The organism is Mesorhizobium sp. WSM4847 (assembly GCF_055811335.1).
Genome location: NZ_JBVVPY010000005.1, coordinates 147,304 through 174,197, shown reverse-complemented (window position 1 = coordinate 174,197; position 26,894 = coordinate 147,304). Strand labels below are relative to the sequence as shown.

At 63.5% G+C, this 26,894-nt stretch carries 21 protein-coding genes and 3 pseudogenes; 13 read left to right on the top strand and 11 right to left on the bottom strand.

The annotated features are described in order from the left end of the window. Positions 1-75 precede the first annotated feature (75 nt). Positions 76-834 carry a DUF502 domain-containing protein gene (locus AC0L28_RS09035; protein ID WP_031255660.1) on the top strand — a complete coding sequence of 253 codons (759 nt, stop codon included), beginning with the start codon at positions 76-78 and terminating at the stop codon, positions 832-834. Here the strand turns inward: AC0L28_RS09035 and recG are convergent. Next, positions 786-2,873 (bottom strand): ATP-dependent DNA helicase RecG, encoded by a 2,088-nt coding sequence (recG, locus tag AC0L28_RS09030; RefSeq protein ID WP_287174078.1) that lies wholly within the window; start codon positions 2,871-2,873, stop codon positions 786-788. The genes AC0L28_RS09035 and recG overlap by 49 nt on opposite strands. Positions 2,874-3,206: 333 nt before the next feature. Here recG and AC0L28_RS09025 point away from each other — a divergent pair, with 333 nt between their 5' ends. The 4 genes from AC0L28_RS09025 (at position 3,207) to AC0L28_RS09010 (ending at position 8,890) form a co-directional block, all read left to right on the top strand. After that, entirely contained in the window at positions 3,207-3,494 is a 288-nt protein-coding gene (locus tag AC0L28_RS09025; RefSeq protein WP_023801098.1) for an FAD assembly factor SdhE, read from the top strand. 13 nt (positions 3,495-3,507) lie between these two features. After that, the gene (gene mfd / locus AC0L28_RS09020; protein ID WP_473476865.1) at positions 3,508-7,005 is read left to right on the top strand and encodes a transcription-repair coupling factor; all 3,498 of its coding nucleotides are present in this window, start codon (positions 3,508-3,510) and stop codon (positions 7,003-7,005) included. Between the two features lie 306 nt (positions 7,006-7,311). Continuing rightward, the gene (locus AC0L28_RS09015; RefSeq protein WP_091593609.1) at positions 7,312-8,685 is read left to right on the top strand and encodes a class II 3-deoxy-7-phosphoheptulonate synthase; all 1,374 of its coding nucleotides are present in this window, start codon (positions 7,312-7,314) and stop codon (positions 8,683-8,685) included. After that, entirely contained in the window at positions 8,576-8,890 is a 315-nt protein-coding gene (locus AC0L28_RS09010) for a dihydrofolate reductase family protein (RefSeq protein ID WP_473477079.1), read from the top strand. Before AC0L28_RS09015 ends, AC0L28_RS09010 begins: the two co-directional genes overlap by 110 nt. A gap of 11 nt (positions 8,891-8,901) precedes the next feature. Here the strand turns inward: AC0L28_RS09010 and AC0L28_RS09005 are convergent, their stop codons facing one another. Further along, positions 8,902-9,699 carry an RES family NAD+ phosphorylase gene (locus tag AC0L28_RS09005; protein ID WP_287378095.1) on the bottom strand — a complete coding sequence of 266 codons (798 nt, stop codon included), beginning with the start codon at positions 9,697-9,699 and terminating at the stop codon, positions 8,902-8,904. Then, positions 9,659-10,033 (bottom strand): antitoxin Xre/MbcA/ParS toxin-binding domain-containing protein, encoded by a 375-nt coding sequence (locus AC0L28_RS09000; RefSeq protein WP_473476861.1) that lies wholly within the window; start codon positions 10,031-10,033, stop codon positions 9,659-9,661. The genes AC0L28_RS09005 and AC0L28_RS09000 overlap by 41 nt, the downstream gene beginning before the upstream one ends. A 233-nt stretch (positions 10,034-10,266) precedes the next feature. On the opposite strand from AC0L28_RS09000, the pseudogene AC0L28_RS08995 reads away from it, so the two are divergent. The 3 genes and pseudogenes from AC0L28_RS08995 (at position 10,267) to AC0L28_RS08985 (ending at position 11,819) form a co-directional block, all read left to right on the top strand. Next, positions 10,267-10,685: pseudogene (locus AC0L28_RS08995) on the top strand (GFA family protein). A gap of 95 nt (positions 10,686-10,780) precedes the next feature. After that, on the top strand, positions 10,781-11,140 hold the full coding sequence (locus AC0L28_RS08990; RefSeq protein ID WP_091593617.1) for a diacylglycerol kinase: 360 nt from the start codon (positions 10,781-10,783) through the stop codon (positions 11,138-11,140). A gap of 97 nt (positions 11,141-11,237) precedes the next feature. Continuing rightward, complete coding sequence (locus AC0L28_RS08985; protein WP_473476857.1) at positions 11,238-11,819, top strand: hemerythrin domain-containing protein; 582 nt, start codon at positions 11,238-11,240, stop codon at positions 11,817-11,819. Between the two features lie 3 nt (positions 11,820-11,822). Here the strand turns inward: AC0L28_RS08985 and AC0L28_RS08980 are convergent, their stop codons facing one another. Together AC0L28_RS08980 and AC0L28_RS08975 are read right to left on the bottom strand one after the other, a co-directional pair. Continuing rightward, positions 11,823-12,410 carry a DedA family protein gene (locus AC0L28_RS08980; RefSeq protein ID WP_287378816.1) on the bottom strand — a complete coding sequence of 196 codons (588 nt, stop codon included), beginning with the start codon at positions 12,408-12,410 and terminating at the stop codon, positions 11,823-11,825. Continuing rightward, on the bottom strand, positions 12,407-12,970 hold the full coding sequence (locus AC0L28_RS08975; protein WP_287378818.1) for a DUF1003 domain-containing protein: 564 nt from the start codon (positions 12,968-12,970) through the stop codon (positions 12,407-12,409). Before AC0L28_RS08975 ends, AC0L28_RS08980 begins: the two co-directional genes overlap by 4 nt. An 89-nt stretch (positions 12,971-13,059) precedes the next feature. On the opposite strand from AC0L28_RS08975, the gene AC0L28_RS08970 reads away from it, so the two are divergent. The 4 genes from AC0L28_RS08970 to gltX all read left to right on the top strand — a co-directional run bounded on the left by AC0L28_RS08970 (position 13,060) and on the right by gltX (position 19,562). Then, complete coding sequence (locus AC0L28_RS08970; RefSeq protein WP_419693458.1) at positions 13,060-13,773, top strand: DNA-3-methyladenine glycosylase I; 714 nt, start codon at positions 13,060-13,062, stop codon at positions 13,771-13,773. 145 nt (positions 13,774-13,918) lie between these two features. Continuing rightward, positions 13,919-15,664, top strand: coding sequence for an NAD+ synthase (locus AC0L28_RS08965; RefSeq protein ID WP_473476852.1), 1,746 nt, complete (start codon positions 13,919-13,921; stop codon positions 15,662-15,664). Between the two features lie 522 nt (positions 15,665-16,186). Further along, entirely contained in the window at positions 16,187-17,992 is a 1,806-nt protein-coding gene (locus AC0L28_RS08960; protein ID WP_473476850.1) for an ABC transporter ATP-binding protein, read from the top strand. Between the two features lie 196 nt (positions 17,993-18,188). Continuing rightward, complete coding sequence (gene gltX / locus AC0L28_RS08955; protein ID WP_128169012.1) at positions 18,189-19,562, top strand: glutamate--tRNA ligase; 1,374 nt, start codon at positions 18,189-18,191, stop codon at positions 19,560-19,562. Here the strand turns inward: gltX and AC0L28_RS08950 are convergent. The 6 genes and pseudogenes from AC0L28_RS08950 to AC0L28_RS08925 form a co-directional block, all read right to left on the bottom strand. Further along, a complete protein-coding gene (locus AC0L28_RS08950; protein ID WP_473476847.1) occupies positions 19,480-20,640 on the bottom strand; it encodes a DUF2865 domain-containing protein in 1,161 nt (386 codons plus the stop codon). The two genes, gltX and AC0L28_RS08950, sit on opposite strands and share 83 nt — an antisense overlap. Before the next feature lie 326 nt (positions 20,641-20,966). Then, complete coding sequence (locus AC0L28_RS08945; protein ID WP_473476845.1) at positions 20,967-23,309, bottom strand: NADP-dependent malic enzyme; 2,343 nt, start codon at positions 23,307-23,309, stop codon at positions 20,967-20,969. A gap of 366 nt (positions 23,310-23,675) precedes the next feature. Beyond that, positions 23,676-24,050, bottom strand: a complete 375-nt coding sequence (locus tag AC0L28_RS08940) for a type II toxin-antitoxin system VapC family toxin (protein ID WP_023801114.1) — start codon at positions 24,048-24,050, stop codon at positions 23,676-23,678. Continuing rightward, entirely contained in the window at positions 24,050-24,268 is a 219-nt protein-coding gene (locus tag AC0L28_RS08935) for an AbrB/MazE/SpoVT family DNA-binding domain-containing protein (protein WP_268929459.1), read from the bottom strand. The genes AC0L28_RS08940 and AC0L28_RS08935 overlap by 1 nt, the downstream gene beginning before the upstream one ends. A gap of 73 nt (positions 24,269-24,341) precedes the next feature. Beyond that, positions 24,342-24,521: pseudogene (locus tag AC0L28_RS08930) on the bottom strand (hypothetical protein); the annotation flags it as partial. A gap of 211 nt (positions 24,522-24,732) precedes the next feature. After that, complete coding sequence (locus AC0L28_RS08925; protein WP_287258015.1) at positions 24,733-25,566, bottom strand: LysR family transcriptional regulator; 834 nt, start codon at positions 25,564-25,566, stop codon at positions 24,733-24,735. Positions 25,567-25,713: 147 nt separating this feature from the next. On the opposite strand from AC0L28_RS08925, the pseudogene AC0L28_RS08920 reads away from it, so the two are divergent. Further along, positions 25,714-26,715: pseudogene (locus AC0L28_RS08920) on the top strand (alpha/beta fold hydrolase). Positions 26,716-26,894 lie beyond the last annotated feature (179 nt).

Here is a 26,894-nt window from a genome sequence, read left to right as displayed (position 1 = left end):
GGTTTAAAAAATTCGCAGTTCCAAAGCCGGATGCGGTTCATTAATGTCGCGCCGCAATCAGCGCTGCGGTGAACCATGTCCGATGCTTCCAAGACCTCAGGCATGACCCGGCTGCGGAATTACTTTCTGACAGGCTTTGTCGTCTGCGCGCCGCTGGCGATCACCGCCTACATCGCCTGGTCGTTCATCGGCTGGGTCGATTCCTGGGTGAAACCCTATATTCCGGCGCGTTACAACCCCGATAGCTATCTGCCGGCGCCGGTTCCGGGATTCGGGCTGATCGTCGCCTTGATCCTGATCACCCTGATCGGTTTCCTGACCGCCAATATCGTCGGCCGGGCTATCGTCTTGTTCGGCGAGCGGCTGCTCGGCCGCATGCCGCTGGTGCGCGGCATCTATGGGTCGCTGAAGCAGATCTTCGAGACCGTGCTGTCGAACAAGGGCGACATGTTCCGCCAGGTCGGGCTGGTCGAATACCCGCGCAAGGGCGTCTGGTCGCTGGTCTTCGTTGCCAGCGAGAAGGAAACCGAGATCAACCAGAAGCTCGACCAGGAGGGTGATCCGCTGATCGCGGTGTTCATGCCGTGCACGCCCAACCCGACCACCGGCTTCCTGATGTATGTGCCGAAATCCGATATCGTGCTGCTCGACATGACGATCGAGGACGGCGCCAAGCTGATCGTTTCGGCAGGGCTGGTGGCGCCGGCGGTCAAGACGAACATGGTGACGTTGAACGGCAAGCCGATCGGCGGCCAGATCGGCAATCCGCCGGTGGATGCCGAGCCTCAGCCGGCGCGCAAGAGCCGCACCGCCTCGTCGCGTCCGAACAAATAGAGCAGCATGCGAAGGGCGGCGCCGCGTTCGGATTGCAGTTCCGGATCGCGCGACAGGATCAGCCGCGCGTCGTCGCGAGCGGCTTCGAGCAGGTCGGCATGCGCCTCGATGCGCGCCACCTGGAAGCCAGGGGTGCCGGACTGGCGGGTGCCGAGCAACTCGCCTTCGCCGCGCAGCTTCAGATCCTCCTCGGCGATGCGAAACCCATCCTCGGTTTCGCGCATCACCGACAGCCGGCGCGTTGCCGTCTCGCCGAGCGGATCCTTGTAGAGCAGCACGCAGGACGACGGTTTTTCGCCGCGACCGACCCGGCCGCGCAACTGGTGCAACTGAGCGAGGCCGAAGCGCTCGGCATGCTCGATGACCATGATCGTCGCATCCGGCACATCGACGCCGACCTCGATGACCGTGGTGGCGATCAGGATGCGTGTCTCGCCGGCCTTGAAGGCGCGCATCGCCTCGTCTTTTTCGGCGCCCTTCATGCGGCCGTGCACCAGGCCGATCCGGTCGCCGAACAGCGGCTTCAAGGAGGCAAAACGGTCCTCCGCCGACATCAGCTTGATCTCTTCGGACTCCTCGACCAGCGGACAGATCCAATAAATCTTCTGGCCGTCGGCGACTGCGTCGCGCATGCGGCCGACAAGTTCGTCGAGCCGCTCGAGCGGCAGGGTGGCGGTGCGGATCGGTTGGCGCCCGGCCGGTTTTTCTGTCAGCTTCGACACATCCATGTCGCCGAAAGCAGTCAGCACCAGCGTGCGCGGGATCGGCGTCGCCGTCATCACCAGCATGTCGGGCGCGTCGCCCTTGGCGGTGATGGCCAGCCGCTGGTGGACGCCAAACCGGTGCTGTTCGTCGATGACGGCGAGGACCAGGTCGTGGAACGTCACCGTTTGCTGGAACAGCGCATGGGTGCCGACGACGATGTCGATCTCGCCACTGGCCAGGCCGGTCAGCGTCTCGGCGCGCTCGCGGCCCTTTTCGCGGCCGGTGAGGATGGCGATGCGCAGGCCGGCTTGTTCCGCCAACGGCGCAATCGTCGCAAGATGCTGGCGCGCCAAAATTTCGGTCGGCGCCATCAATGCCGCCTGGCCGCCGGCCTCGACAGCGCGCGCCATGGCGAGCAGCGCGACAACCGTCTTGCCTGACCCGACATCACCCTGCAGAAGGCGCAGCATGCGTTCGGGGTCACCGAGATCGGCATTGATTTCGGCAAGCGCCATTTCCTGCGAATTGGTCAGCGAATAGGGAAGGGCGGCGCGCAGCTTTTCGACGAAGCGGCCGTCCCCGACCAGCGGCCGGCCGGACAGGCGGCGGACTTTTGCGCGCACCAGCGCCAGCGACACCTGGCCTGCCAGAAACTCGTCATAGGCGAGACGCCGCCAGGCCGCGCCGTCGACGGACACGTCGATCGGGTCGGCGGGATTGTGGATGCGGGAGAGAGCATCACCGAAGGCGGGAAAGCTGCGGCGGCGCAGAAACTCACCCTCCTGCCATTCCGGCAGCACCGGCAAGCGAGCGAGCGCCTGGCCGATTGCCCGGCGCAGCACTTTTCCCGAGAGGCCGGCGGTGAGCGGATAGACCGGCTCGACCAGCGGCAGGTTTTCCACTTCGCTGGCCAGCGCGATGTGGTCGGGATGAACCATGGTCGGGCGGCCGTTGAACCATTCCATGCGGCCGGAGACCACGACATGCTCGCCCTCCGGCATCGTCTTTTCGAGATAGGCGGCATGCGCATGGAAGAAGGTCAGCGCGATCTCGCCGGTGTCGTCATGGGCGTAAACCCGGTACGGCACCGATCGGTTGCCGCGCGGCGGCGGTTGGTGGCGATCGATGCGCACTTCGAGGGTGACGATCGCGCCTTCGACCGAACCGGCGATGCCCGGCCGGTTGCGGCGGTCGATCACCGAATGCGGCAGCACGAACAGAAGATCGCCGGCACGTGCGGGGCGGCGGTCGCCGAGATCGGCCGGCACGATTTTCTCGATCAGGGCGCCGACCTTCGGCCCGACGCCGGCAAGCGAGGTGATCGGGACAAACATCGGATCGAGGAGGGAAGGTCTCACGGGTGAGAGACCACGCGATGTCGGCGCTCACCCCCCTCTGGCCTGCCGGCCATCTCCCCCTCAAGGGGGGAGATCGGCAGCTTTGCCGACAGCGTGCCTTCTACAGCATTGGAGATTTGCGAAAGCAGAAACAACATCCAATCTCCCCCCTTGAGGGGGGATGTCCGGTAGGACAGAGGGGGGTCTTAGCGCCGACGGTGTCAGGAGTGTATGTCACACCGGGATGTTAGACACCCGCCGGACCGTTGCAAGGCTGACACCGCGCTCTATCCACGCTATATGCGCCGCTTCAGGCAAGGATGCTGGACAATGACCGGAACAAGACGATCAAGCGAGGGGCTCGACGCCCGCCGCCGCAAGCTTCTGTTTCGATCCTGGCATCGCGGCATGCGCGAAATGGACCTTATTCTCGGCAGTTTCGCAGACGCCGAGATCGGCGGCTTGACCGGCGACGAACTCGACCAATATGAGAGGCTCCTCGAAATTGCCGACACCGAATTCCTGCCCGTGATCACCGGCGAGCGGCCGATTCCGGCTGACATCGACTGTGCCGTCCTGCAAAAAATCCTGGCGTCGCGCCAGGCGATGACATTCTGAAATACGTGATTCCATGAGCCTGATCCCCACAATCGGCCTGCCGAAAGGCCGCGCCGGCCAGTTCATCGTCGACGGCGTCGCCGATGGTTACGAAGCCTTCGCGCTGGTGCAGGCCGCGCACGAGATCGCGCCCGACAAGCCGGTGCTGTTCGTGGCACGTGACGGCCAGCGCCTGCCTGCGATCGTCGAGGCGCTTTCCTTCGCCGCGCCTGGCCTGCCGGTGCTCGGACTGCCGGCCTGGGATTGTCTGCCCTATGACCGCGTTTCGCCCGGCTCGGATGCAGCCGCGCGGCGCCTGGACGCGCTCACCGCGATGATCGCGTTGGCAAAAAACCCGCACCGCGCCGTCATCCTGACCACCGCCAACGCGCTGCTGCAGCGCATTCCGCCGGCAAGCCTTGTCGAGGCGCAGACATTTCACGCCAAACCCGGCAACCAGATCGACATGAACGCACTGGCGTCGCGGCTGGAGATATCAGGCTTCGAGCGGGTGCCGACCGTGCGCGGCGTCGGCGAGTTCGCGGTGCGCGGCGGCATTCTGGACCTGTTGGCGCCGGGCTGGACGGAAGCGCTCAGGCTCGATTTCTTCGGCGATACGCTGGAATCGATCCGCGTCTTCGACGCCGCCACGCAGCGCACCACCGGCCAGCGCAAGTCGATGGCGCTGCAGGCGATGAGCGAAGTGGCGCTGACGCCGGAGACCATCAGCCGCTTCCGCCGCTCCTACATCGACGCTTTTGGCGCGCCCTCGCGTGACGATGGGCTCTATGCGGCGGTCAGCGAGGGACGGCGTTTTGCCGGCATGGAGCACTGGCTGCCGTTCTTCTACGAGCGGCTGGAGACGGTGTTCGACTATCTGCCGGACACGCCTGTCGTGTTCGATCATCTGGCGCATGAGGCGCTGGCGGAGCGCCATGCGCTGATCCTCGACCATTACGAGGCGCGCAGGAAGCAGGCCGACGGCGCGCTGAAGGACGCCGTCCCCTATAAGCCGGTGCCGCCCGACCTGCTTTATCTGTCGCCGGAAAACCTCATCGCCTCGCTTGGCCCGCGCGAGGCGATCGACTTCACGCCGTTCGACGCGCCCGACGCCGGCGCCAGGAAAATCTTCCATGCCGGGTCGCGGCACGGCCGCAGCTTCGTCGAGGAACGCGCCGACCCCAACGTCAACGTCTTCGACGTCGTTGTAAAACACATCGCCGACGAGCGCGCCGCCCGCCGTCGCGTCGTCGTCGCCGGCTGGACCGAAGGTTCGCTCGACCGGCTCGGCCAGATCCTGGCCGAGCATCATCTCGGCAACCTCGAGCCGGTGGCTACGCTGGCCGAGGCGGAAAAGCTCGAACCGGGGCAGGCGGGACTTGCCGTGCTGCCGCTCGAATCCGGCTTCGAGACCGAGAAACTGGTCGTCGTCGCCGAGCAGGACATTCTGGGCGACCGGCTCATCCGTCGCTCGAAGCGCAAGAAGCGCCCTTCCGATTTCATCGCCGAGGCCTCGGCTTTGTCCTCCGGCGACATCGTCGTCCATAGCGACCACGGTATTGGCCGCTTCATCGGGCTGCGCACCATCGAGGCGATCGGCGCACCGCATGATTGCCTCGAAATCCATTACGCCGGCGACGACCGGCTGTTCCTGCCGGTGGAGAACATCGAGCTTTTGTCGCGCTATGGCTCGGATTCGGCCGAAGCGACATTGGACAAGCTTGGCGGCGGCGCCTGGCAGTCCAGAAAAGCGCGGCTGAAGCGGCGGCTGCTCGACATGGCCGGGCAGTTGATCCGCATCGCCGCCGAGCGGCATATGCGCGCTGCCCCTTCGCTGGTGCCGGCAGGCGGTCTCTATGACGAATTCGCCGCGCGGTTTCCCTATGAGGAGACCGACGACCAGCAGACGGCGATCGATTCGGTGATGGGCGACCTGGGCGCCGGCAAGCCGATGGATCGGCTGATCTGCGGCGATGTCGGCTTCGGCAAGACCGAGGTGGCACTTCGCGCCGCCTTCATTGCGGCGATGGAAGGCTTTCAGGTCGCGGTGGTGGTGCCGACGACGCTGCTGTCGCGCCAGCATTTCAAGACCTTCTCGCAGCGCTTCTCCGGCCTGCCGATCCGCGTCGCCCAGGCCTCGCGGCTGGTCGGCGCCAAGGAACTGGCAGAGGCCAAGAAAGGCATCGCCGACGGCACCGTCGACATCGTCATCGGCACTCACGCGCTGCTCGGCTCGTCGATCTCGTTCAAGAATCTCGGCCTGTTGATCATCGACGAGGAACAGCATTTTGGCGTCAAGCACAAGGAACGGCTGAAGGACCTGAAGAGCGACGTGCATGTGCTGACGCTGTCGGCGACGCCGATCCCGCGCACGCTGCAACTGGCATTGACCGGGGTGCGCGAACTGTCGCTGATCGCCACGCCGCCGGTCGACCGCCTGGCTGTGCGCACCTTCATCTCGCCCTTCGACCCGCTGGTCATCCGCGAGACCCTGCTGCGGGAACGCTACCGCGGCGGTCATTCCTTCTATGTCGTGCCGCGCATCAGCGATCTGGCGGAAATTCATGATTTCCTTCGTGAATCCGTGCCCGAGCTAAAGGTGGCTGTCGCTCACGGCCAGATGCCGCCCGGCGAGCTCGACGACATCATGAACGCCTTCTACGACGGCCAGTACGATGTGCTGTTGTCGACCACCATCGTCGAATCCGGCCTCGATATCCCGACCGCCAACACGCTGATCGTGCATCGCGCCGACATGTTCGGCCTGTCGCAGCTCTACCAGCTGCGCGGCCGCGTCGGCCGCTCGAAGGTGCGCGCCTATGCGCTGTTCACGCTGCCGGCCAACCGCAAGCTGACCGATACCGCCGAGCGCCGGCTGAAGGTGCTGCAGTCGCTCGACACGCTCGGCGCCGGTTTCCAACTCGCCAGCCACGATCTCGACATCCGCGGTGCTGGCAATCTTCTCGGCGAGGAGCAGTCCGGCCACATCAAGGAGGTCGGCTTCGAGCTCTACCAGCAGATGCTGGAAGAGGCCGTCGCCGAGGTCAAGGATTCGGGCGAGGTGCAGGATGGCGGCTGGTCGCCGCAGATCGCCGTCGGCACGGCGGTGATGATCCCCGAAAGCTATGTTCCGGACCTGCAGCTGCGGCTGGCGCTCTACCGCCGCCTCGGCGATCTCGAAAACACCGAGGAGATCGACGCTTTCGGCGCCGAGCTGATCGACCGCTTCGGACCGCTGCCGGAGGAAGTGAAGCATCTGTTGAAGATCGTCTTCATCAAGGCGCTGTGCCGCAAGGCCAATGTCGAAAAGCTCGATGCCGGGCCAAAGGGCGTCGTCATCCATTTCCGCAAGCGCGAGTTCTCCAACCCCGTCGGGCTGGTCACCTTCATCGGCGAGCAGGGTTCGCTGGCCAAAATCCGGCCGGACCACAGCGTCGTTTTCGTCCGCGACTGGCCGACACCTGAAAAGCGGCTGGCCGGTTCAGCGGTCGTCATGACGCAGCTGGCAAGGCTGGTGGAGAAGGCGGCTTAGCGCGGCTCAGCTGGCTCCCCCTTCTCCCCTTGTGGGAGAAGGTGGCCGCGAAGCGGTCGGATGAGGGGTGTTCCAGCTTGGCAAAACCGTGCTCCGGCCAACACCCCTCATCCGTCTTGGCGCTGCGCGCCAATCCACCTTCTCCCACAAGGGGAGAAGGAAAGACAGGCGGCGAGCTTGCGCCATTCGCCACCACCGAAATTCCGGTCTAGAATAGGAAATCGGCTTCGTGTATGGAGCCGCGATCCCGTATTGGGGCGAAATGGCGGGCTATAACACCCGCTGGAAGGAATTTTGGGTGCAACGATGACGAAATGGTCGCCGAATTCGTGGAGAGCAAAGCCGATCCAGCAGGTTCCTGCCTATCCGGATCTTGCCGCGCTGAAGAACACGGAAGCCCAGCTCGCCACCTTTCCGCCGCTGGTTTTTGCAGGTGAGGCACGCAAGCTGAAGAAGCAGCTTGCGACCGTCGCTGCCGGTGACGCATTCCTTCTGCAGGGCGGCGATTGCGCCGAGAGTTTTGCCGAACATGGCGCGGACAACATCCGCGACTTCTTCCGCGTCTTCCTGCAGATGTCCGTGGTGTTGACCTTCGCCGGCGCGCAGCCGGTGGTGAAGGTCGGCCGTGTTGCCGGCCAGTTCGCCAAGCCGCGCTCGTCGGACGCCGAGACCAAGGGCGGCGTGACGCTGCCCAGCTATCGCGGCGACATCATCAACGGCATCGAATTCGACGCCAAGTCGCGCATTCCCGATCCGGCACGCCAGGAGATGGCCTACCGCCAGTCGGCGGCGACGCTCAACCTGTTGCGCGCGTTTGCGCAGGGCGGCTACGCCAGCCTGGAGAACGTGCATCAATGGATGCTGGGCTTCGTGTCCGACAGCCCGCAGGGCGAGAAATACGAGTCGCTCGCCAACCGCATCACCGAGACGATGGACTTCATGAAGGCTGTCGGCATCACCTCGGAGACCAATTACGCGCTGCGCGAGACCGACTTCTACACCAGCCACGAGGCGCTGCTGCTCGGCTACGAGGAGGCGCTGACCCGCGTCGATTCGACCTCCGGCGACTGGTATGCAACCTCCGGCCACATGATCTGGATCGGCGATCGCACCCGCCAGCCCGACCATGCCCATGTCGAATACTGCCGTGGCATCAAGAACCCGCTGGGCCTAAAATGCGGCCCGTCGCTGACGCCGGACGGGTTGCTGCAGCTCATCGACCTGCTCAACCCGGAAAACGAGCCCGGCCGGCTGACGCTGATCGCGCGCTTCGGCTCCGACAAGGTCGCCGAGCATCTGCCGAAGCTGGTGCGCGCGGTGCAGAAGGAAGGCCGCAGCGTGGTGTGGTCGTCGGACCCGATGCATGGCAACACGATCGAGGCCGCCGGCTACAAGACACGGCCATTCGACCGCATCCTGAAGGAAGTGCAGAGCTTCTTCGAGGTGCATCGTGCCGAAGGCACGCATCCGGGCGGCATCCATATCGAGATGACCGGCAAGAACGTCACCGAATGCACCGGTGGCGCCCGCGCCATCACCGCCGAGGAATTGCAGGACCGCTACCACACCCATTGCGACCCGCGCCTCAACGCCGACCAGGCGATCGAACTGGCGTTCCTGGTCTCGGACCTGCTCAAGAAAAGCCACCCGGTCCAGCACAAGCAGGCCGTCAACGGCTGATTTCAGTCACCATCGATCAGATCTTGCCGCGCATCTTGCACGCTCCGGTCTGATCGACGAGTACCGGCTCTACATCCACCCGGTCGTGCTTGGCGGCGGCAAGCCGTATTTCCAGTCCGGCCTGTCGCGGACCTTGAAGCCGCTTGGTAAGGAAAGCCTAACCCAGGGCGTGACGCTGCTGCGCTACGCACCCGCCGGTTTTTAGCGAGGATCCGGCTAGCGGCCGCGCTCCCAGCGCAGTCCGTTGAGCCGGGGATCGGCGGCAAACGCCGTCCTCGAAAACTCGATCCGCTTTTGCGGAAACTCGCAGATCGCCTGCACGCCGAAGGCGCCCAGCCGGATGCGCCAGGTGTGGGGTTCCAGCGGTTTCGGCTTGGCAAAGCCGCTGCATGCCAGCAGCGCCACGTTAGCGCCTTTCGGGTCGCGCACGGAGCGATAGCGGATCGCCTCCAGCCTGGCTTCGCGCGCGACATCGGCAATATTTTGGCAGGCCGCATAGTCGGTCGGGTGCGTCCACGCCGCCGCGTCGCGGTCGAGCGGTGGCCGCGTCAGGTCGATCACCTTTGTGCTGCGTATCGCGGCGGCGAAGGCGGTGTATTCGGCGGCGTCGTGCGGCCACGGCGTAGCCGGCGATTCGGCGAAGAACAGCAGGCGGTAAAAAGCCATTTCGGAAACTGCGGTCATCATGGTTTCCGCCGCGTAGTAGACGCCCTTGGTCCTGCCGGCGCGGCGGAAGCGCGAACCGTGCGGGTAGATCGAGCCGTAGCGGAAGGGCGTTGCCAGGAGATAATGCAGATGCCGGCATTCCAAGGGGATTTGCGGCTTGGTTTCCTCGATCAGGTCTTCGAGGACGGCCTGCTCGTCGAGCGTGTCAACGACTTTCAATGTCGAGACGCGATGCTGCGCCTCGACCATGCGCCAATATTTGCCGTCGAGCCCATACTTGCCATACTTGCCACCTCGTTTGGCGGCTTCAGACGAGAGCGCGTCGGGAGTCCAGATAGGCAATGACATCGACAAGCCCTGATATCGTCACGATTTTTTCGAGCGGGGTGCCATCGAAGGCCGTGTTGGCGTTCTTCAGCCATGCCCGGGCGACGGTCTCGTCGCCGCCGACAATGGCGTCGAGCGAGCGGAACAGGCGGACGAACAGCACGGCAAGCTCGAACGGCTTGGTTCCACGCTCCAGCAGGAATTCCCGTCTGCGCATGCGCGAAACCGTGGCTTCCGAAACCCCAATGGTGGAGGCCAGCATCCTGGCGGTAATGTCCAGCAGGTCGGCGGCGCGCAGCGTCGCCTTGGTCAGCACTGCATTTTCGGCCGTGTTGGCGGCGAGATTGGGTTGCATTGTCGGCAGCGTCTCCTTTCTAATGAAAATATAGCGCACAAAAATTCATATGGAAAGATATTGCTTTAACAATTGGCGCCGTCGAGAGGTTGTTGGCGCGGCCTGCCGCTTTGTCCAAATCGTGCTGTGGGGAACACGCCCGTCGAATGTCGCATTCGCTTGAGCACGGCCGCTGCAAAACTGGAATCCTGGCAAGGGACGCCGAGGATCACGGCTGCGTCGGGAGGCCCGAGATGGACAACACACATAGCGGCTCTTGCCTGTGCGGGGCTGTGCGGTTCAAGACGCGAGGGGCCTTGCGCGGCGTCATCTACTGCCACTGCTCGCAATGCCGGAAGCAGAGCGGGCATTTCTACGCTGCAACCAATGTTGCCAACGCAGACATCACGATTATGGGCGCGGAAAGCATCACCTGGTACGAAGCATCTTCGTTTGCCAGGCGCGGTTTCTGCAAGACATGCGGCTCGTTGCTGTTCTGGAAGCCGCAGGATGATGAATATGTCTCGGTTCTGGCCGGACTGTTCGACAAGCCCACCGGACTCAGGGCCAATGCCACATCTTCGTCGGCGACAAGGGCGACTACTACACGATCGACGATGGGCTGCCGCAGTTCGAAAAATCGACGCCGTCGACCAAGGTCGCCGATGAGTGACAAGCTCGCCGGCAAATGATTTTTGCAGCGATCGCCTTATTCCCTTGATCCGGCCATTGCGCTATCCCCTGCCGGTGGTTCGGAAAAGGTTTGGCATGCAGCGGCTGATCGATGCTTTCTACAATTCAGTGCGGGCATTTCGCAAATTGGCTTCCAGCGAAAAAGCCTTCCAGCAGGAGCTGATGCTGCTCGTGCTGGCGCTGCCGCTCGGCTGGTTTGTTTCGGTGTCGTGGCGCGGCTATGCGCTGCTAATCGGCGCGGTGCTGCTGCTGATCATGGTCGAAGTGCTGAACACCGGCATCGAGGCCGCATGCGATGCGTTCAGCCGGGAGTTCAACGTCGATATCCAGCTCGCCAAGGACTGCGGTTCGCTGGCGGTGCTGATTTCGGTGGTGATCGTTGCCGGCGTCTGGGGCATCGCCATCATCGAGCGAATCATGGGGCTACCGATCTAGCCATCAAATTCCTACATGCCGGTCACCCAACCTGATCCCATGATCTGTTCCGAAAACCGGTATCCACTTTCCGGGATCATGGTCTGAGGAGACCGAGATGACCGCCGTTTCCCTGCTGCTCGAACGCGCAGGCCTGCCGGACGATTTGCGCTGGCTTGCTGAAAAATACCCGCGCGAGGTCTGGCAGGGCCACGCCAACATCCATGGCATCGCCACTATGTGGCTGCAGCGGCACGACATGTTCCGCGAGCTCGGCGGCATGCTGACCAATGGCATTGGCGACTATCGCGAGGGCCGGCTGACGGCGCCGGAGTTCGCGCGCTGGTTCGCGCCGCGCCTCAACCATTTTCTCGGTCATCTCGACGGCCACCATAACGTCGAGGATATCCATTATTTCCCGGTCTTCGCCAAGGCCGAGACCCGGCTGAAGCGCGGCTTCGAGATTCTCGATGCCGATCATCATACGATCCATGAAGGGCTGGAGCGCAATGCCGAGGCGGCAAACGCCTTCATCCGCACGCTAAGCGAGAGCGAGGACAAGCAGCGCTTTGCCGCCGATGCCTATGCCGACGAGAACAGCCGGCTGATCGCGATGCTGACCCGGCACCTTGCCGACGAGGAAGACCTGATCATCCCGCTGATCCTCGATCGTGGGGACCGGGCGCTCGGCATCGGCTGATTCTCACGTCTCCTTGCTGCGCTCCTTCTTGGCAATGGTGTGAGCGATGAACCAGGCGAGGATCGCTGCTGCCAGGCCAATCGCCAGGGCGATCAACAATCGCTCGTGACGGACCAACGCCTGGCCGACGATGCGCTCCGCGCCCAGCCCGAACACATAGCCGATGGTGGTGAACAATCCGGCCCAGACCATCGATGAAATGGCGTTGAGAATGACAAAGCGCGTCACGCCGATGCCGGACAATCCGGCCGCGATGCCGCCGACAAGGCGCAGGCCATAGATAAAGCGGTTCGTCAGCACGAAAATGTCGGGATGGGTGGAGACAAGACGATAGGCGTGGCTGAAACCCGGCCGGCCCTTCAGTTTGACCACGAACGGATGGTCGGCGAAGCTTCGTCCGAGGATAAAGAAACAGCTGTCGCCGGCAAAGGCGCCGATGGCGGCCGCCAGGAACGCCTGCCACAGGACGAAAACATGCTGATGCGCGAAAAAACCGCCGAGGAGGGCGGCACTTTCGCCCTCGGCGACACAGCCCAGGAAGACGGCAATCAGCCCATATTGCTCGATGAGGTTGTGGATGGCATCCGTCATGAAGGCGTCCGCTGCTTCGACAGTATCTCGTCGATCCGCTTCACCTGTTCGGTCAGCTGCGCGATCTCGTCGCGCATGCCAACGATCTGGCTGTGGCGCATTTCGTCCAGCTTCTCATGCAGCGCCATGATCTCGATCTCGGCCTTGAGATTGACCTCGTAGTCGTGGGCGGCGTCGATGCGGTCGCGCTCGGCCTGGCGGTTCTGCGCCATCATGATCACCGGCGCCTGCAGTGCAGCGACCATCGACAGGATAAGGTTGAGGAAGATGAAGGGATAGGGATCGAAGGCGTCGCGCGACAAAAGCCAGGCATTGCCTGACGTCCACAGGATCAGGAAGGCGATGAAGACCAGGATGAAGGACCACGAACCGCCGATCCGGGCGATGGTATCGGCGAGGCGGTCGCCAAACGTCTGGTGAAAAGCGACGGCCTTGTTGGTGTCCTTCGCGATCGTGGTGCGTTCGAGCGTGCTTTGCAGCACCTGGCTCTCGACCTGGCTTAGGCCATCCGGCCTTCGCCGCAGCCAGCGGTTTGCCAGATCTTCGATCGTCTTGTTCATTGTCGCCTCCGTCGTCAGCGTCCGCATAGACCTAGAGGCTGCCGGTTCGCGCGGGAAGTGGTAGATTGACGCGACAGGGTGAGGAAACAATGATGGATTTTCAGAAAATCCGCGCCCGCGCGGCCAAACGCAAGGGCGGGGAAGCGGTGCTGGCGTCGCTGCTGGGGCCGATGCCCGACAATGCCGCGGTGGCTGACATTAGCGACGACCGCATCCTGTCGACGATGGCCGAGCGTGTTTTTGCCGCGGGTTTCGTCTGGCGCGTCATCGAGCAGAAATGGCCGGGTTTCGAACAAGCTTTTCTCGGCTTCGAGCCGAAGCGGCTGTTGTTCCAGCCTGACGATTTCTGGCACGAACTGACGGCCGACGAGCGCATCGTGCGCAATCCGCAGAAGATCAAGGCGGTTCGCGACAACGCGGCTTTCGTCGAGCTTGTGTCGAAGGAGCACGGCGGCTTTGGCAGGTTCCTCGCCGACTGGCCAGAAGACGACCAGGTTGGACTGATGGCCTATCTCGGCAAGCATGGCAGCCGGCTCGGCGGCAATACCGGCCAGTATTTTTTGAGGTGGCTGGAGTGGGACGCCTTCATCATCTCAGGCGACATGGCGGCCGCACTGCGCGACGCCGGCCTGGACATCGCCGAACACCCGACCTCGAAGCGGGATCTCGACAAGATCCAGAACCAGATCAATGCCTGGGCGGCGGACACCGGGCTGCCGCGCCGGCATATTTCGCGCATCCTGGCGATGTCGATCGGCGAAAACCATTCGCCGCAGGCATTGCGCGAATATATGGGCGAATAGGACGCGATCGGTATCCGGCGGTCCGATCGGTCTTAGAAATGACATGTGTCATACGGTCTGACACGAATGACCTAGGTCATTCGGTCTGGGGTGGTCCAAGCAAACGCCATTGCCCGGCCAATTCTGTCGCGCTAAGTCAGCAGGCATGACCGACAAGACCGCTTCCGACATATTGCGCATCGCCGTCGCCCAGCTCAATCCAACGGTTGGCGATGTCGCCGGCAATCTCGCCAAGGCGCGCGAGGCGAGGGCGGATGCCGCTCGCCAGGGCGCCGACATCGTGCTGTTCACCGAGCTTTTCCTTGCTGGGTATCCGCCCGAAGACCTGGTGCTGAAACCGGCGTTCCTGAAGGCCTGCGAGCGGGCGGCGCAGGATTTCGCTGGCGATACTGCCGATGGCGGGCCTGGCTTCATTATTGGCACCCCGCTGAAGCGCAAGAGCGGCACGCACAATTCGATCATCTTTGCCGATGGCGGCAAGATCCTTGCCGAGCGCTACAAGCTCGATCTGCCGAACTACGGCGAATTCGACGAGAAGCGCGTCTTCCAGGCCGGCCCTGAAATCCAGGGGCCGGTCAATTTCCGCGGCGTGCGCCTGGGGATTCCGATCTGCGAAGATATTTGGGGCGATGTCGGCGTCTGCGAGACGCTGGCCGAAAGCGGTGCTGAAATCCTGCTGGTGCCGAACGGCTCGCCCTATTATCGCGGCAAGGTCGATGTTCGCCACCAGATTGTCATCCGCCAGGTCATCGAATGCGGGTTGCCGATCATCTACGCCAATCAGCTTGGCGGCCAGGACGAACTGATCTTCGACGGCGCGTCGTTTGCCATCGGCGCCGACAAGACGCTGGCCTTCCAGATGAGCCAGTTCGAGGAAACGGTCAACGTCACCACCTGGAAGCGCAACCGCGCCGCCGCAGGCGCGCAAAATAGAAATAACGCCGCCGCAGGCGCGCAACTTGGAAATGGTCCTGATGGCTGGGTCTACTCCGAAGGACCGATGTCGAAAATCCCGGAAAAGGAGGAGGCCGATTACCGCGCCTGCATGCTGGGCCTGCGCGACTACGTCAACAAGAACGGTTTCAGGAATGTCGTGCTCGGTCTTTCCGGCGGCATCGATTCGGCGATCTGCGCCGCACTTGCCGTCGATGCGCTCGGCGAGGAGCGGCTGCGCGCCGTGATGATGCCTTACCGCTACACCTCGAAGGACTCGCTCAAAGACGCCGAGGATTGCGCCCGCGCGCTCGGCTGCCGTTACGACATCGTGCCGATCTTCGAGCCGGTCGAGGGATTCCTGCATACGCTGACGCAGCTTTTCGAGGGAACCAAGGAAGGCATCACCGAAGAAAACCTGCAGAGCCGCGCGCGCGGCACCATTTTGATGGCGATCTCCAACAAGTTCGGCTCGATGGTGGTGACCACCGGCAACAAGAGCGAGATGTCGGTCGGCTACGCCACGCTCTACGGCGACATGAATGGCGGCTTCAACCCGATAAAAGACCTCTACAAGATGCAGGTCTATGCGCTGGCGCGCTGGCGCAATACGCATGTGCCGCCGGGTGCGCTGGGCCCATCCGGCGAGGTGATCCCGAACAACATCATCGACAAGGCGCCGTCGGCGGAACTGCGCGAGAACCAGACGGATCAGGATTCGCTGCCGCCCTATCCGGTGCTGGACGACATATTGGAGTGTCTGGTCGAGAACGAGATGGGTGTCGACGAGATCGTGGCCCGCGGCCACGACCGGGCAACGGTGACGCGCATCGAGCACCTGCTCTACATTGCCGAATACAAGCGCCGGCAGGCAGCGCCGGGCGTGAAGATCACCAAAAAGAATTTCGGCCGCGACCGCCGTTATCCCATCACCAACCGGTTCAGGGACGGCGGATAGATCGCCGTTTTTTGCTGCTGTGAAAGTGGCTGCCGCGAGGAAGTGCACAACCCGCGATTGTTGCAAAATCGCCTCACCAGTTGGACCAGATGCACTTTTGGCCTTCCACTGACTTGGCGCGGCGTTGACGCGACTCTATAAACGCCTTTCCGCGATCCCTACGCATCGGCCTGAAAATCGAAATCGATTTTCAGAAAGCACGATGCGCAGATTCAAGAAGTTAGAGCGAACTTTGTGTGTCCGAATGGACGCACGTCGCTCTAATGGGAGGACCGAATGCCAGGATTTGACATCGTTATGCGAGGCCGCGAAGCCTAGGTCTCAGAGGGCGCGCCGGAAGGTTTTTCAGCTTCACGGCCAGGCAATCTGACAACAGGCATTCGTCGATGCCGGTCGCCGCCCGTATTCGGGCGAGCCGCCAATATGCCGAACCTTCCGCATTCCCGGGCACTCACGCGCCCAACGCGGTTTTCTCAATTTCGACCTTACCGGGACCGGGCTCGTTTGCGCCCGAATGACATCATGGCTCGTTTTCAGATCGATTTGCGCGCCGGCGCCTTTCGCAGCGTCCTTGGCTTCACGCTCAGTCATTGGCGGCGCCAGCCGTGGCGGCTTTCGCTCATCATGGGCACATTCCTGCTGTCGACCTTGGCCGACGTGCTGACGCCGCTCTATTCCGGCCGGCTGGTCGACGCCGTCGCCAGCAGTGCTGCGGCCGACGATGTCGCCTGGGACGCGGCGATGGCGGCCTTTTCGATGCTGGTGGCGCTGGCGCTCACCGGTGTCGTGCTGCGCAACCTCGCCTTCATGGCCATCGTCGAATTGACCCTGAAGATGATGGCGGATATCGCCGCCGACGCCTTCCACCGGGTCCAGCGTTTCTCCACCGACTGGCACGCCAACAGCTTCGCCGGATCCACCGTGCGCAAGATAACCCGGGGCATGTGGGCGCTCGACCTGCTCAACGACACGATCCTGATCGCGCTGCTGCCGTCCGTCGTCATGCTCGTCGGCTCGACGCTGCTGCTCGGCTGGTTCTGGCCGCTGATGGGTGCTGTCGTCGCCGCAGGCTCGGTGCTGTTCATCGCAGTGACGGCGCTGCTGTCGCTTGGCTATGTCGCGCCCGCGGCAAGGCTTGCCAATGCTTGGGACACGCGCCTTGGCGGCTCTCTGGCCGATGCGGTGAGCTGCAACGCCGTGGTCAAGGGCTTTGGCGCCGAGGAACGCGAGGAAACACGCCTCGCCAAGGTCGTCGCCAGATGGCGCGCCCGCACGCGCCGCACCTGGGTGCGCGGCACCATCAACGGCACCACGCAAGGATCGATGCCGCTGCTTCTGCGAACAGCGGTGATCGGATTTTCGCTGCTTTTGTGGGCGTGGGGGCAGGCGAGCGCCGGCGATGTCACCTTCGTGCTGACCTCGTTCTTCGTGCTGCAAGGCTATCTGCGCGATATCGGCACGCACATCCGCAATTTGCAGCGCTCGATCAACGACATGGAGGAACTGGTCGACTTCCAGTTCGAGCCGCTCGGCATCGAGGATGTGCCCGGCGTCAGGCCGATCCGCATCACCGACGGCCGCATCAGCTTCGACAACGTCACCTTCCATTATGGCAGCCACCGACTGCCGCTGTATCGCGACTTTTCGGTGGACATCGCGCCGGGCGAGCGCGTCGGGCTGGTCGGCCATTCGGGTTCGGGCAAGACGACCTTCGTCAAGCTGATCCAGCGGCTTTACGACGTGAACGCGGGAACGATCCTGATCGACGGCCAGGATATTTCCGGGGTGGCGCAGGCGTCGCTGCGCGGGCAGATCGCTATCGTCCAGCAGGAGCCGATCCTGTTCCACCGGTCGCTGGCCGAAAACATCGCCTATGCCCGGCCGAGCGCGACGCAGGCCGAGATTGAGCGTGCCGCACGGCTGGCAAGCGCGCACGACTTCATCGTCGATCTGCCGAAAGGCTATGGCACGCTGGTCGGCGAGCGCGGCGTGAAACTATCGGGCGGCGAGCGCCAGCGGGTGGCGATCGCGCGGGCTTTCCTTGCCGACGCGCGGATCCTCATTCTGGACGAGGCGACGTCGAGCCTCGATTCGGAATCGGAGGTGCTGATCCAGCAGGCGATGGAGCGGTTGATGGTCGGCCGCACGACGCTGGTCATCGCGCACCGGCTTTCGACGGTGCGAGCGCTGGACAGGCTTCTGGTGTTCGATCGCGGCCGCATCGTCGAGGAGGGCTCGCATGATCAGCTGATCCGGCTGCAAGGCGGCATCTACCGCCGGCTGTTCGAGCGCCAGGCGCTCGAATTGACCAAGGGGCTGGCGATCTGACGACTTGCAGCGCCGCGCGCGTCCAACAACTTTGAATCTGCGCATCGTGCTTTCCGCAATCGGTTCCGATTTTCGGGCCGATGCGCTAAAACGCGCGGCGCTGCCGCCTTTTCATCGCCTTCGTCATGTCTTATGTCTGCGGCCAAGCGCGGGGGCGTGTCTTGTCAACAGCAAAACCATCCGGTACGCCCCATTCATGACAGTTACCGTCCGTTTCGCCCCATCACCCACCGGCCGCATTCATATCGGCAATGCGCGCACTGCGCTGTTCAACTGGCTGTTCGCCATGAACAACAAGGGCCGATTCATCCAGCGCTTCGACGACACCGACGTCGCGCGCTCGACGCAGGAATTCTCCGACGCCATCCTCTACGACCTGCATTGGCTGGGCATCTTTCCCGACGCTACGGAATACCAGTCACGGCGCTTCGAGATTTACGATGCGGCGGTGGAGAAATTGAAGGCGGCGCGCCTTCTCTATGCTTGCTACGAAACACCGGAAGAGCTCGATCTCAGGCGCAAGGTGCGCCGCACGCGCGGCTTGCCGCCGGTCTACGGCCGCGAGGCACTGACGCTGACGGCTGAGCAGGTCGCCGAATACCAGGCCGATGGCCGCCGGCCGCATTGGCGCTTTCTGCTGCCCAATTTCACCAGCGATCCGCTGCAGCCGGAGCGCACCGAAATCCACTGGAACGATCTGGTGCGCGGCGAGGAAACCGTCGACCTCGCCTCGCTTTCCGACCCGGTTCTGATGCGCGAGGACGGCACCTATCTCTATACTCTGCCTTCGGTGGTCGACGACATCGAGATGGGGATCAGCCATGTCATCCGCGGGGACGATCATGTCACCAATACCGGCGTGCAGTTGGCCTTGTTCCAGGCGCTGGGTGCCGAGCCGCCGGTGTTCGGCCACCACAATCTGTTGACCACCGCATCGGGCGAGGGCCTGTCGAAGCGGAGCGGCGGGCTGTCCATCGAAAGCCTGCGCGAGACCGGCATCGAGCCGATGGCGGTCGCCTCGCTGGCGGTGCTCGTCGGCACCTCGGAAAACGTCGTCGCGGTGCAGACGATGGCTGAGCTTGCCGAGCGCTTCGATCCGGCGGCGACATCGAAATCCCCGGCCAAATTCGATCCGGACGAGCTTTTCGTGCTCAATCGCACGCTGCTGCACCATATGCCGTTTTCCGAGGCGCGCGACCGGCTGATCGTGCTCGGCATTTCCGGCGAACAGGCGGAGCCCTTCTGGCTGGCGGTGCGCGGCAATCTCGACAGGCTGGCCGATGCAGCAATCTGGTGGCGCACACTTCGCGACGGCCCGCAGGAGCAGCCGGACTTTTCCGACCCCGACCGCGAGTTCCTTCGCCAGGCGTTCGACCTTTTGCCGGAAGACCCCTGGAACGGGTCGGTCTGGATGGAGTGGACCGGCAGGATCAGGGAAGCAACCGGCCGCAAGGGCAAAGCGCTGTTCACGCCGCTCAGGCTGGCGCTTACGGGCCAGCCCTCGGGGCCGGAGCTTGCAGATCTGTTGCCGCTGCTGGGTCGGGAAGGAACGTTGGCCCGACGACCCTGACCTTGCGCTGCTCCGGCGGCGGCAAGGTCGTCGGCGAGGGTTTTGCGGCACGGGGCTCGATGGCTTCGCGATCGAGCCGGCCTTCGCCATTGGCCAAACTCGCGGGGTCGGCGGGGTCAGGCTGTTCCGGGCCTGGCGGGTTGCCGGCAATGATCTCGAAATTTCGCGCGGCGTTGCAGCCGCAGGCCGGCGGACGCGCGGGCTGCTTGTAGAGATAGGCGGTCGGCAGCTCGCTGTAGGGCCTGCCGGTTACCGAAGACGTCATGCCGCCCGAGTCGTCGCCAAAGCCGCGCGCATAAAACACCTGCATCTCGGTGCCGGGGCAACTCGAATCGCAGTTCTTCTGGTCGCGCTCGAAATCGCCCAGCGAGGCGGCGTTCGACATCGGGAAGAAATAGCCGTCGCAGGTGCGCACGCACATGGTGCGGAATTCGCCGTGCGGCTGGCCCATGTCATCGGCATTATCGAGCATGTTGCGGATGTCGCGCGGGCCCACAGCTTGATCGGGCTCTTCAGGCCGGTCGGGCGCGCCGGGTTCAATTGCGTCGCTGCCCAAAAGCTGGTCGAGTAAGTTTTTCTCGCCGGTTCCACGGCTGGCGTCGCGGCTCGGTGCCGGCTTTGGCGGCGCCGCATCATCGCGGCAGCCATTGGCGTCGAGCGAAGCCAATATGCGTGCGCGATTGCGGTGCGAGCCGTCGCCGGCGAGTTCAGCGCGCGTGGCTTGCAAGCCGTCGAGATTGGCTGCCATGCGATCGATGGTGGCGTCGAGTGTGGCGCATGCGTTGGCGTTGCGGCGCGACAGCGAAAAGCCGCAGCCGGCGCGGCTGGATTGGCTGACGGCCTTTGAAATCTGCTGGCGCTGCCGCACGATTGCATCGTCATGTTTCCTGAGCAGGGCCGGCTTGGTGCCGCCACCGCGCGAAGCGGCCGCGAGATCGGCTTCCAGCTGCCGGCAAACACCGGAGGCGGCCCGCAGTTCGGTGGCGGCAAAGCCTGACAATGCCAGGGCACCGAGCAGTGCTGCGGCGCGCGTCAGTTTTAGCGGTTTCTCGCCCCGGGCGTTGGTGCTGCCCCTCACCTGCCTGCCGGCATCCTCTCCCCGTATAGGGACGGGGAGAGGGGCGCTTTTGTCACCGGTTTCGCCAATCACCGGCGTCGCAGGCAGGGCGCCGAGACTGCGGCCAGCCCCCTTCTCCCCGTCACCATACGGGGAGAAGTACCCGGTGCACCCTCCGCAGCTGCAGCGCAGCTGCTGCGGAGGACGGGCAGGGCGATGAGGGGCAGCGCCAACCTCGACAGTTGATGCGGCGGCTTGCGTCAGCTTCCACCACCCGCCCATCCGGAACTCCGCTTGCCTCGTCGGTTGCGAAGGTTACCGCGTCTGCGGTTAACTGTTCATTTATCTTACCGCGAAAGGCCGGCTTCGCCCAGACTTACGACCGCCTGCGCCTTGTGGGCCGCTTCGACCACCGCGAGCGCCGTCATGTTGACGACGCCGCGTGACGTCACCGACGGCGTCAATATATGCGCCGGCCTGTCGGTGCCGAGCAGGATCGGCCCGACATGCAGCGCGTCCATCATCGCGCGCAGCGCAGTGAGCGTGATGTTGGCCGAATCGAGATTGGGGAAGACCAGCAGATTGGCTTCGCCCTTCAGCCGCGAATGCGGATAGACCCGCTGGCGCAGCGGCTCCGACAGAGCCGAGTCGGCATGCATCTCGCCGTCGCATTGCAGGTCCGGCGCGATGCGCGCCAGGATCGCCGCTGCCTGCCGCATCTTGAGCGCGCTTGGCGAGTCGCGTGAGCCGAAATCCGAATGCGACAGCAGGGCGGCCTTTGGCTCGATGCCGAAGCGCTGGATTTCCTCGGCCGCCAGCACCGTCATCTCGGCGATCTCCTCGGCGGTCGGATCGACGGTGACATGGGTGTCGGTGAGGAAAATGATGCCGCGCTGCGAGATCAGCATCGAAAGCGTCGACAGGTCGTGATCCTTGATGCCGGCGCGCGGGCCGATGATCAGGGTGACATTGCGCAAATGCCGCTCGAACCGTCCTTCCAGGCCGCAGACCATGGCGTCGGCGTCGCCACGCTTGAGGGCAAGTGCGGCGATCACCGTGTTGTCGGTGCGCACCATGGTGCGCGCGGCCTCCGTCGTGACGCCACGCCGGCCGGCGAGTTCGATCAAAAGGTCGACATAGTGGCGATAACGCGGATCGTCCTCGGGATTGATCAGGCCGAAATCGACGCCCGGCTTGATGCGCAGCCCGTAGCGTTTCAGCCTGACTTCAATGACGTGCGGGCGGCCGATCAGGATCGGCTCGGCGATGCCTTCCTCCAGCACCACCTGGGCGGCGCGCAGCACGCGCTCGTCCTCGCCGTCGGCATAGATGACGCGCTTGGCGCTCGACGTCTTGGCCATCGTGAACACCGGCTTCATGACCAGGCCGGAGCGGAAGACGAAGCGGTTGAGCGTATCGATATAGGCGGCGAAGTCGGTGATCGGCCGTGTCGCGACGCCGGTGTCGCAGGCGGCCCTGGCCACCGCCGGCGCGATGCGCAGGATCAGCCTGGGATCGAACGGCGAGGGGATCAGGAAATCGGGCCCGAAGATCGGCGTTTCGCCGGAATAGGCGCGGGCGGCGACGTCAGACGGTTCCTCGCGGGCAAGGGCTGCGATCGCCCGCACCGCAGCCATCTTCATCTCTTCGTTGATGGCGCTGGCGCCGCAGTCCAGCGCGCCACGGAAAATGTAAGGAAAGCAGAGTACGTTGTTGACCTGGTTGGGAAAATCGGAACGGCCGGTGCAGATCATCGCGTCGGGTCGCGCCGCCCGTGCCGCTTCCGGCATGATCTCGGGGTTGGGGTTGGCCAAGGCCAGGATCAGCGGTTTTGGCGCCATGTGCTGGAGCAATTCCGGTTTCAGCACGCCGGCGGCCGAAAGGCCCAGGAACACGTCGGCGCCCGGCAGTACATCGGCCAGCGTGCGTGCCTCGGTGTCCTTCACATAGGGGTCCTTCCAGCGATCCATCTCGTCGACGCGGCCCTTGTAGGCGACGCCGAAACGGTCGGTGACCCAGATGTTTTCGATGCGCGCGCCGAGCAAAACCAGCAAGTTGAGGCAGGCGAGGGCCGCTGCCCCGGCGCCGGAGGTGACGATCTTGATGTCGGAGATCGTCTTGCCGGCAAATTCCAGCCCGTTGAGCACGGCGGCGGCAACGATGATCGCGGTGCCGTGCTGATCGTCGTGGAAGACCGGTATGGCCATGCGGGCCTTCAGCCGTTCCTCGACCTCAAAACATTCGGGCGCCTTGATGTCCTCGAGGTTGATGCCGCCGAAGGTCGGCTCCAGCGCCGAGATCGTCTCGACCATCCGCTCGATGTCAGGCGCGTCGATCTCGATGTCGAAGACGTCGATGCCGGCGAATTTCTTGAACAGCACCGCCTTGCCTTCCATCACCGGCTTGGAGGCCAGCGGGCCGATATTGCCCAAGCCGAGCACCGCCGTACCGTTGGAGACGACACCAACCAGATTGGCGCGCGCCGTGTAGTCGGCGGCGGCTGCCGGATTGTCGCGGATTTCCAGACAGGGCGCCGCGACGCCCGGCGAATAGGCAAGCGCCAGATCGCGCTGGTTGCCGAGCGGTTTTGTTGCCTGGATTTCAAGCTTTCCAGGGCGTGGATGCTTGTGGAAATAGAGTGCGGCTTCGTCGAGGTCCGACCGGGCTGCTTTTTTGTTTCCGCCTTGCATGCCGGCCGCTCCTCAGTCCAGTCCGTTTGCTGTTTTGAGTCTCTTAGCATGCAGCCAAGGCTTTTCGAGAGGTGATATGTCGCAAAGTGCGGCCTTTGGCTTCGCATAGCGTCCCGCTGCGTGGTCCCATCGAAATGCTGGACGCGGGGCGGCGCGCTGCGGCGAGCTACGCCGACATCCCAGTTTGTATGTCTGCAACGGGTGGAAAACGACCTTCACGCGCGAGCCGCATCGAATACGAGCGCGCTTCTGTTCGCTTGGGCGGAGGAGAAAATTCTACGTCTTGACCGACGTGCCGAGTTTTCACACGCCCTCGGTCGTGAACTGCCGGAGCCGACATCACCCCGCGGCCCAACAATGTCAGCGCTAAATCTTTTCGATGAGGGTGACGACTGGCAGGCTCTCGAAATGCTTGTCGCAAGTCAGGAGCGTCGCGTCATGCGCCCGAGCGGTCGCGAAAATGATCGCATCTGCGGTCGCCAATTTGTGCTTCCGGCAGGCTTCGGCGGCCGCTAGCGCGATTTCCGTGTCAAGCGGGACCACCGTACAGACCTGCGTAAAGGCGATGGTCTGATCGGCTTTGTCTTCGCCTACTTCGCGAGTGAGCCATTTTGCGAGTTCCAACTGCACAATGGTCGGAACGAGCCAGTCGGCTCGCTCGGGCAGATGCTCTGCCACCTGCTCTCCAGTCGGAGAGCCTATCAGCCATTCGATCCAAGCCGAGGTATCGACGAGCACCATCAGAAACGGTCCGACCGGTCGCGATATTCCGTCGCCGAAGCGCCCTTCGCCAGCCCCTTCAGCGCTTCCCGCTTCGGCACAGGGACGAGTAGCACGCCCGTTCCCTTCGGGATGAAGGCCAAGGTCAAACCCGCTTCCCAATGCTGGGCGGTCCGGATCGCCTTGGGGATCGATATCTGGAACTTCGAGGACAGGGTTGCAGTCTCGGGCATTATCATACCCTCACTTGATCGATGCGCCAAACGTAAGACGCAATGAGGGTCAATGCAAGGAGCTTACGGCAGCCGTCTAGTCTCGGATTTCGAGACAGGGCACCGCCACGCCCGGCGAATAGGCAAGCGCCAGGTCGCGCTGGTTGCCGAGCGGCTTTGTCGCCTGGATTTCAAGCTTTCCAGGGTGTGGGTGCTTGTGGAAATAGAGGGCGGCTTCGTCGAGGTCCGACTGGGCTGCTTTTCTGTTTTCGCCTTGCATACGGGCCTCCCTGCGATCCTGCCTTAAGTACTTTTAGCGTGCAGCGCTGGTTTTTCACGATGCCAAATGACGCAACCGCCAATTAGAGGAAAGGATCGTGGAAAACCATACCATGTCAGATTGTTGCGCTGAAATCCTCACCTGCCTTGTTGCGGCCGGCGCGGATGTCATCGAGCGCGTCGCGCCGCCGGGCGTGTCCAGTCGCGGGCGGTCAACTCACGTCTGAACGAGCCTCAAGCAGTTTCCAGACGCTATCGACAATCGCCGGCCGTGGCCGCCGTTTCGCGATCACGGCAAGTGGCCAGGCGGGCAGCGATACGTCTGCGATCGCTGCATAGCGGACGCCCTGAAACACAAGGCGCTGGGTCGATCGTGGCAGCAGCGCCGCTCCAAAGCCGGCGGCTACGAGCGAGAGCATGATCAGTGCCCGCGCTGCCTCCTGGACGATCCGCACCTCGAGACCAGCCTTGGTGAACGTGTCCATGATGCGGGCGTGGAGTGCCGGGCCTTGTGCAGCCGGAAACATGATGAGGCCGTGGCGGGCGATGTCCGTCAGCGTCACCCCGTGCGTGTGCCGGTCATCAGGCAGAACCGCGATAAGATCTTCAGCAGGATAGCCATGGACGTCGAGACGTTCGTCAGTACCGAGCGGTGGATGCACGAAACCGATGTCGATCTCATTCCGCGACAGCGCCGCAATCTGCTCATTGGTGGACACCTCGATGAGCTTTGGATGGATGTCCGGATATGTCTCGCGAAGCCGGGATAGGAGATGCGGCAGATGTTCGTACAGAGCCGCCGACACGAAGCCGATCCTGATCTCGCCAGCTTCGCCGTCATGCGCTGCGCGGGCGACGTGAAGCGCCGCATCGGCGTGCAGTACCGATGCCCGCGCCTCCTCCACGAAGGCCGCGCCGGCGCGCGTCAAGGTCAGGCGGCGGTTGGCCCGCTCGAACAGTTTGACGCCGAGTTCTTTCTCCAGGCGACCGATCGATTGACTAAGCGGAGGCTGCGCCATGGCCAGCCGCAGTGCGGCACGCCCCATATGCAATTCCTCCGCGACGGCGAGGAAATGTCGCAAGTGCCGAAGTTCCATATCTTGACGATATCAAACGCGCTCAAATACGTCATCGATAAGATATCGAATAGCTGGCAATCTTTGCCAAACGCGATTGCGATCGGAGATATCATCATGTCCCATTTCACCGCCTTTCCCCTTGTGCTCGCCGCAGCCATCATGGCTGCGGCTCCAGTCCCGGCAGGCGAGCCGGATCTCGTCAGGGCCGACAGGTTCGTCGAACTACCGACGGGCGAGCGCCTCTTCGTCCGGGAGGTGCGCCGTCTTGTCTGCCTGTTGCGGGGCGGATCGATTGCCGCCGACCTCGCGGCGGGCGGGCACCTTGTCTATGTCCTGGATCTTCGCGGCTACGGCGCATCGAGCCGTCCTGTGGCCATGGACAGGCCGCCGGACAAGTCCGCTCCCCTGATGCGCACCGAAGACGTCGTGGCGGATATTTCCGCAGCGGTCGACGGCATCGCGAAATGGAGCGACGTTTCGAGGATCAGCCTCGTCGGCTGGGCCACCGGCGGGCATTGGGCCGGCGCCTATGCCAGCCGGTTTCCGTAGACGGTTGATCGGCTCATCCTCTACAACACCCTGTATGGAGGCTCAGACCAGCATCCCACTCTTGGCACCGGCTCGCTGCTCGAAAATCCGGATCGGCCTGGGACGTTCAATGTCCATGCGTTCGGCGGTTATCGGCTGAATACACGTCCGAGCCTGTTCACCGCCTGGGACGACAGCATCCCGGCCGCGGACAAGGCTCAGTGGCGCGATCCCGCGGTGGCCGCGGCCTATGGTGATGCGGCACTCGCCTCCGACGAGACGGCGTCGACGCGCCAGCCGCCGAGTTTCCGGTCACCGAGCGGCGCCATGGCCGACAGCTTCGAACTCGCGTTCGATCGCCGGCAATTGTCGGCGGCGGCGCTCACCATGCCGGTGCTCGTCATCCGTTCCGGACGGGATTTCTGGAGCCGACCGGAGGATGCGAAGGCAATTGTGGACGAAGCACCAAAAGCGGAACGCCTGAACATCCCGGACGCTACCCACTTCGTGCATCTCGACCGTGAGGCCGCAGGGCGCGGTGTGTTCCTCGGCGCCGTGAAGCGGTTTCTCGATCGGCAGGAGGAATGACCACGAAGGGCAGTTCATGTGTCCTGCGGGAGCAGCAGCCGCAACTGTGTCAGGTCGACCGCCTCCAGGCTTTGCGGCTACCGTCCACCCGACAGCTACTCACTGCGCGGTTGCGGGGCTACGCCTATCTCCGCCGCGCCACATCTCGACTCCCCCGTCTCCGCCATTTCCCTGCGCGT

Bases quoted from the DNA above. Each gene is read 5' to 3' on its own strand.
- AC0L28_RS09035 (WP_031255660.1), top strand. From the start codon at position 76: ATGTCCGATGCTTCCAAGACCTCAGGCATGACCCGGCTGCGGAATTAC.
- recG (WP_287174078.1), bottom strand. From the start codon at position 2,873: ATGTTTGTCCCGATCACCTCGCTTGCCGGCGTCGGGCCGAAGGTCGGC.
- AC0L28_RS09025 (WP_023801098.1), top strand. From the start codon at position 3,207: ATGACCGGAACAAGACGATCAAGCGAGGGGCTCGACGCCCGCCGCCGC.
- mfd (WP_473476865.1), top strand. From the start codon at position 3,508: ATGAGCCTGATCCCCACAATCGGCCTGCCGAAAGGCCGCGCCGGCCAG.
- AC0L28_RS09015 (WP_091593609.1), top strand. From the start codon at position 7,312: ATGACGAAATGGTCGCCGAATTCGTGGAGAGCAAAGCCGATCCAGCAG.
- AC0L28_RS09005 (WP_287378095.1), bottom strand. From the start codon at position 9,699: ATGTCATTGCCTATCTGGACTCCCGACGCGCTCTCGTCTGAAGCCGCC.
- AC0L28_RS09000 (WP_473476861.1), bottom strand. From the start codon at position 10,033: ATGCAACCCAATCTCGCCGCCAACACGGCCGAAAATGCAGTGCTGACC.
- AC0L28_RS08990 (WP_091593617.1), top strand. From the start codon at position 10,781: ATGCAGCGGCTGATCGATGCTTTCTACAATTCAGTGCGGGCATTTCGC.
- AC0L28_RS08985 (WP_473476857.1), top strand. From the start codon at position 11,238: ATGACCGCCGTTTCCCTGCTGCTCGAACGCGCAGGCCTGCCGGACGAT.
- AC0L28_RS08980 (WP_287378816.1), bottom strand. From the start codon at position 12,410: ATGACGGATGCCATCCACAACCTCATCGAGCAATATGGGCTGATTGCC.
- AC0L28_RS08975 (WP_287378818.1), bottom strand. From the start codon at position 12,970: ATGAACAAGACGATCGAAGATCTGGCAAACCGCTGGCTGCGGCGAAGG.
- AC0L28_RS08970 (WP_419693458.1), top strand. From the start codon at position 13,060: ATGATGGATTTTCAGAAAATCCGCGCCCGCGCGGCCAAACGCAAGGGC.
- AC0L28_RS08965 (WP_473476852.1), top strand. From the start codon at position 13,919: ATGACCGACAAGACCGCTTCCGACATATTGCGCATCGCCGTCGCCCAG.
- AC0L28_RS08960 (WP_473476850.1), top strand. From the start codon at position 16,187: ATGGCTCGTTTTCAGATCGATTTGCGCGCCGGCGCCTTTCGCAGCGTC.
- gltX (WP_128169012.1), top strand. From the start codon at position 18,189: ATGACAGTTACCGTCCGTTTCGCCCCATCACCCACCGGCCGCATTCAT.
- AC0L28_RS08945 (WP_473476845.1), bottom strand. From the start codon at position 23,309: ATGCAAGGCGGAAACAAAAAAGCAGCCCGGTCGGACCTCGACGAAGCC.
- AC0L28_RS08940 (WP_023801114.1), bottom strand. From the start codon at position 24,050: ATGGTGCTCGTCGATACCTCGGCTTGGATCGAATGGCTGATAGGCTCT.
- AC0L28_RS08935 (WP_268929459.1), bottom strand. From the start codon at position 24,268: ATGATAATGCCCGAGACTGCAACCCTGTCCTCGAAGTTCCAGATATCG.
- AC0L28_RS08925 (WP_287258015.1), bottom strand. From the start codon at position 25,566: ATGGGGCGTGCCGCACTGCGGCTGGCCATGGCGCAGCCTCCGCTTAGT.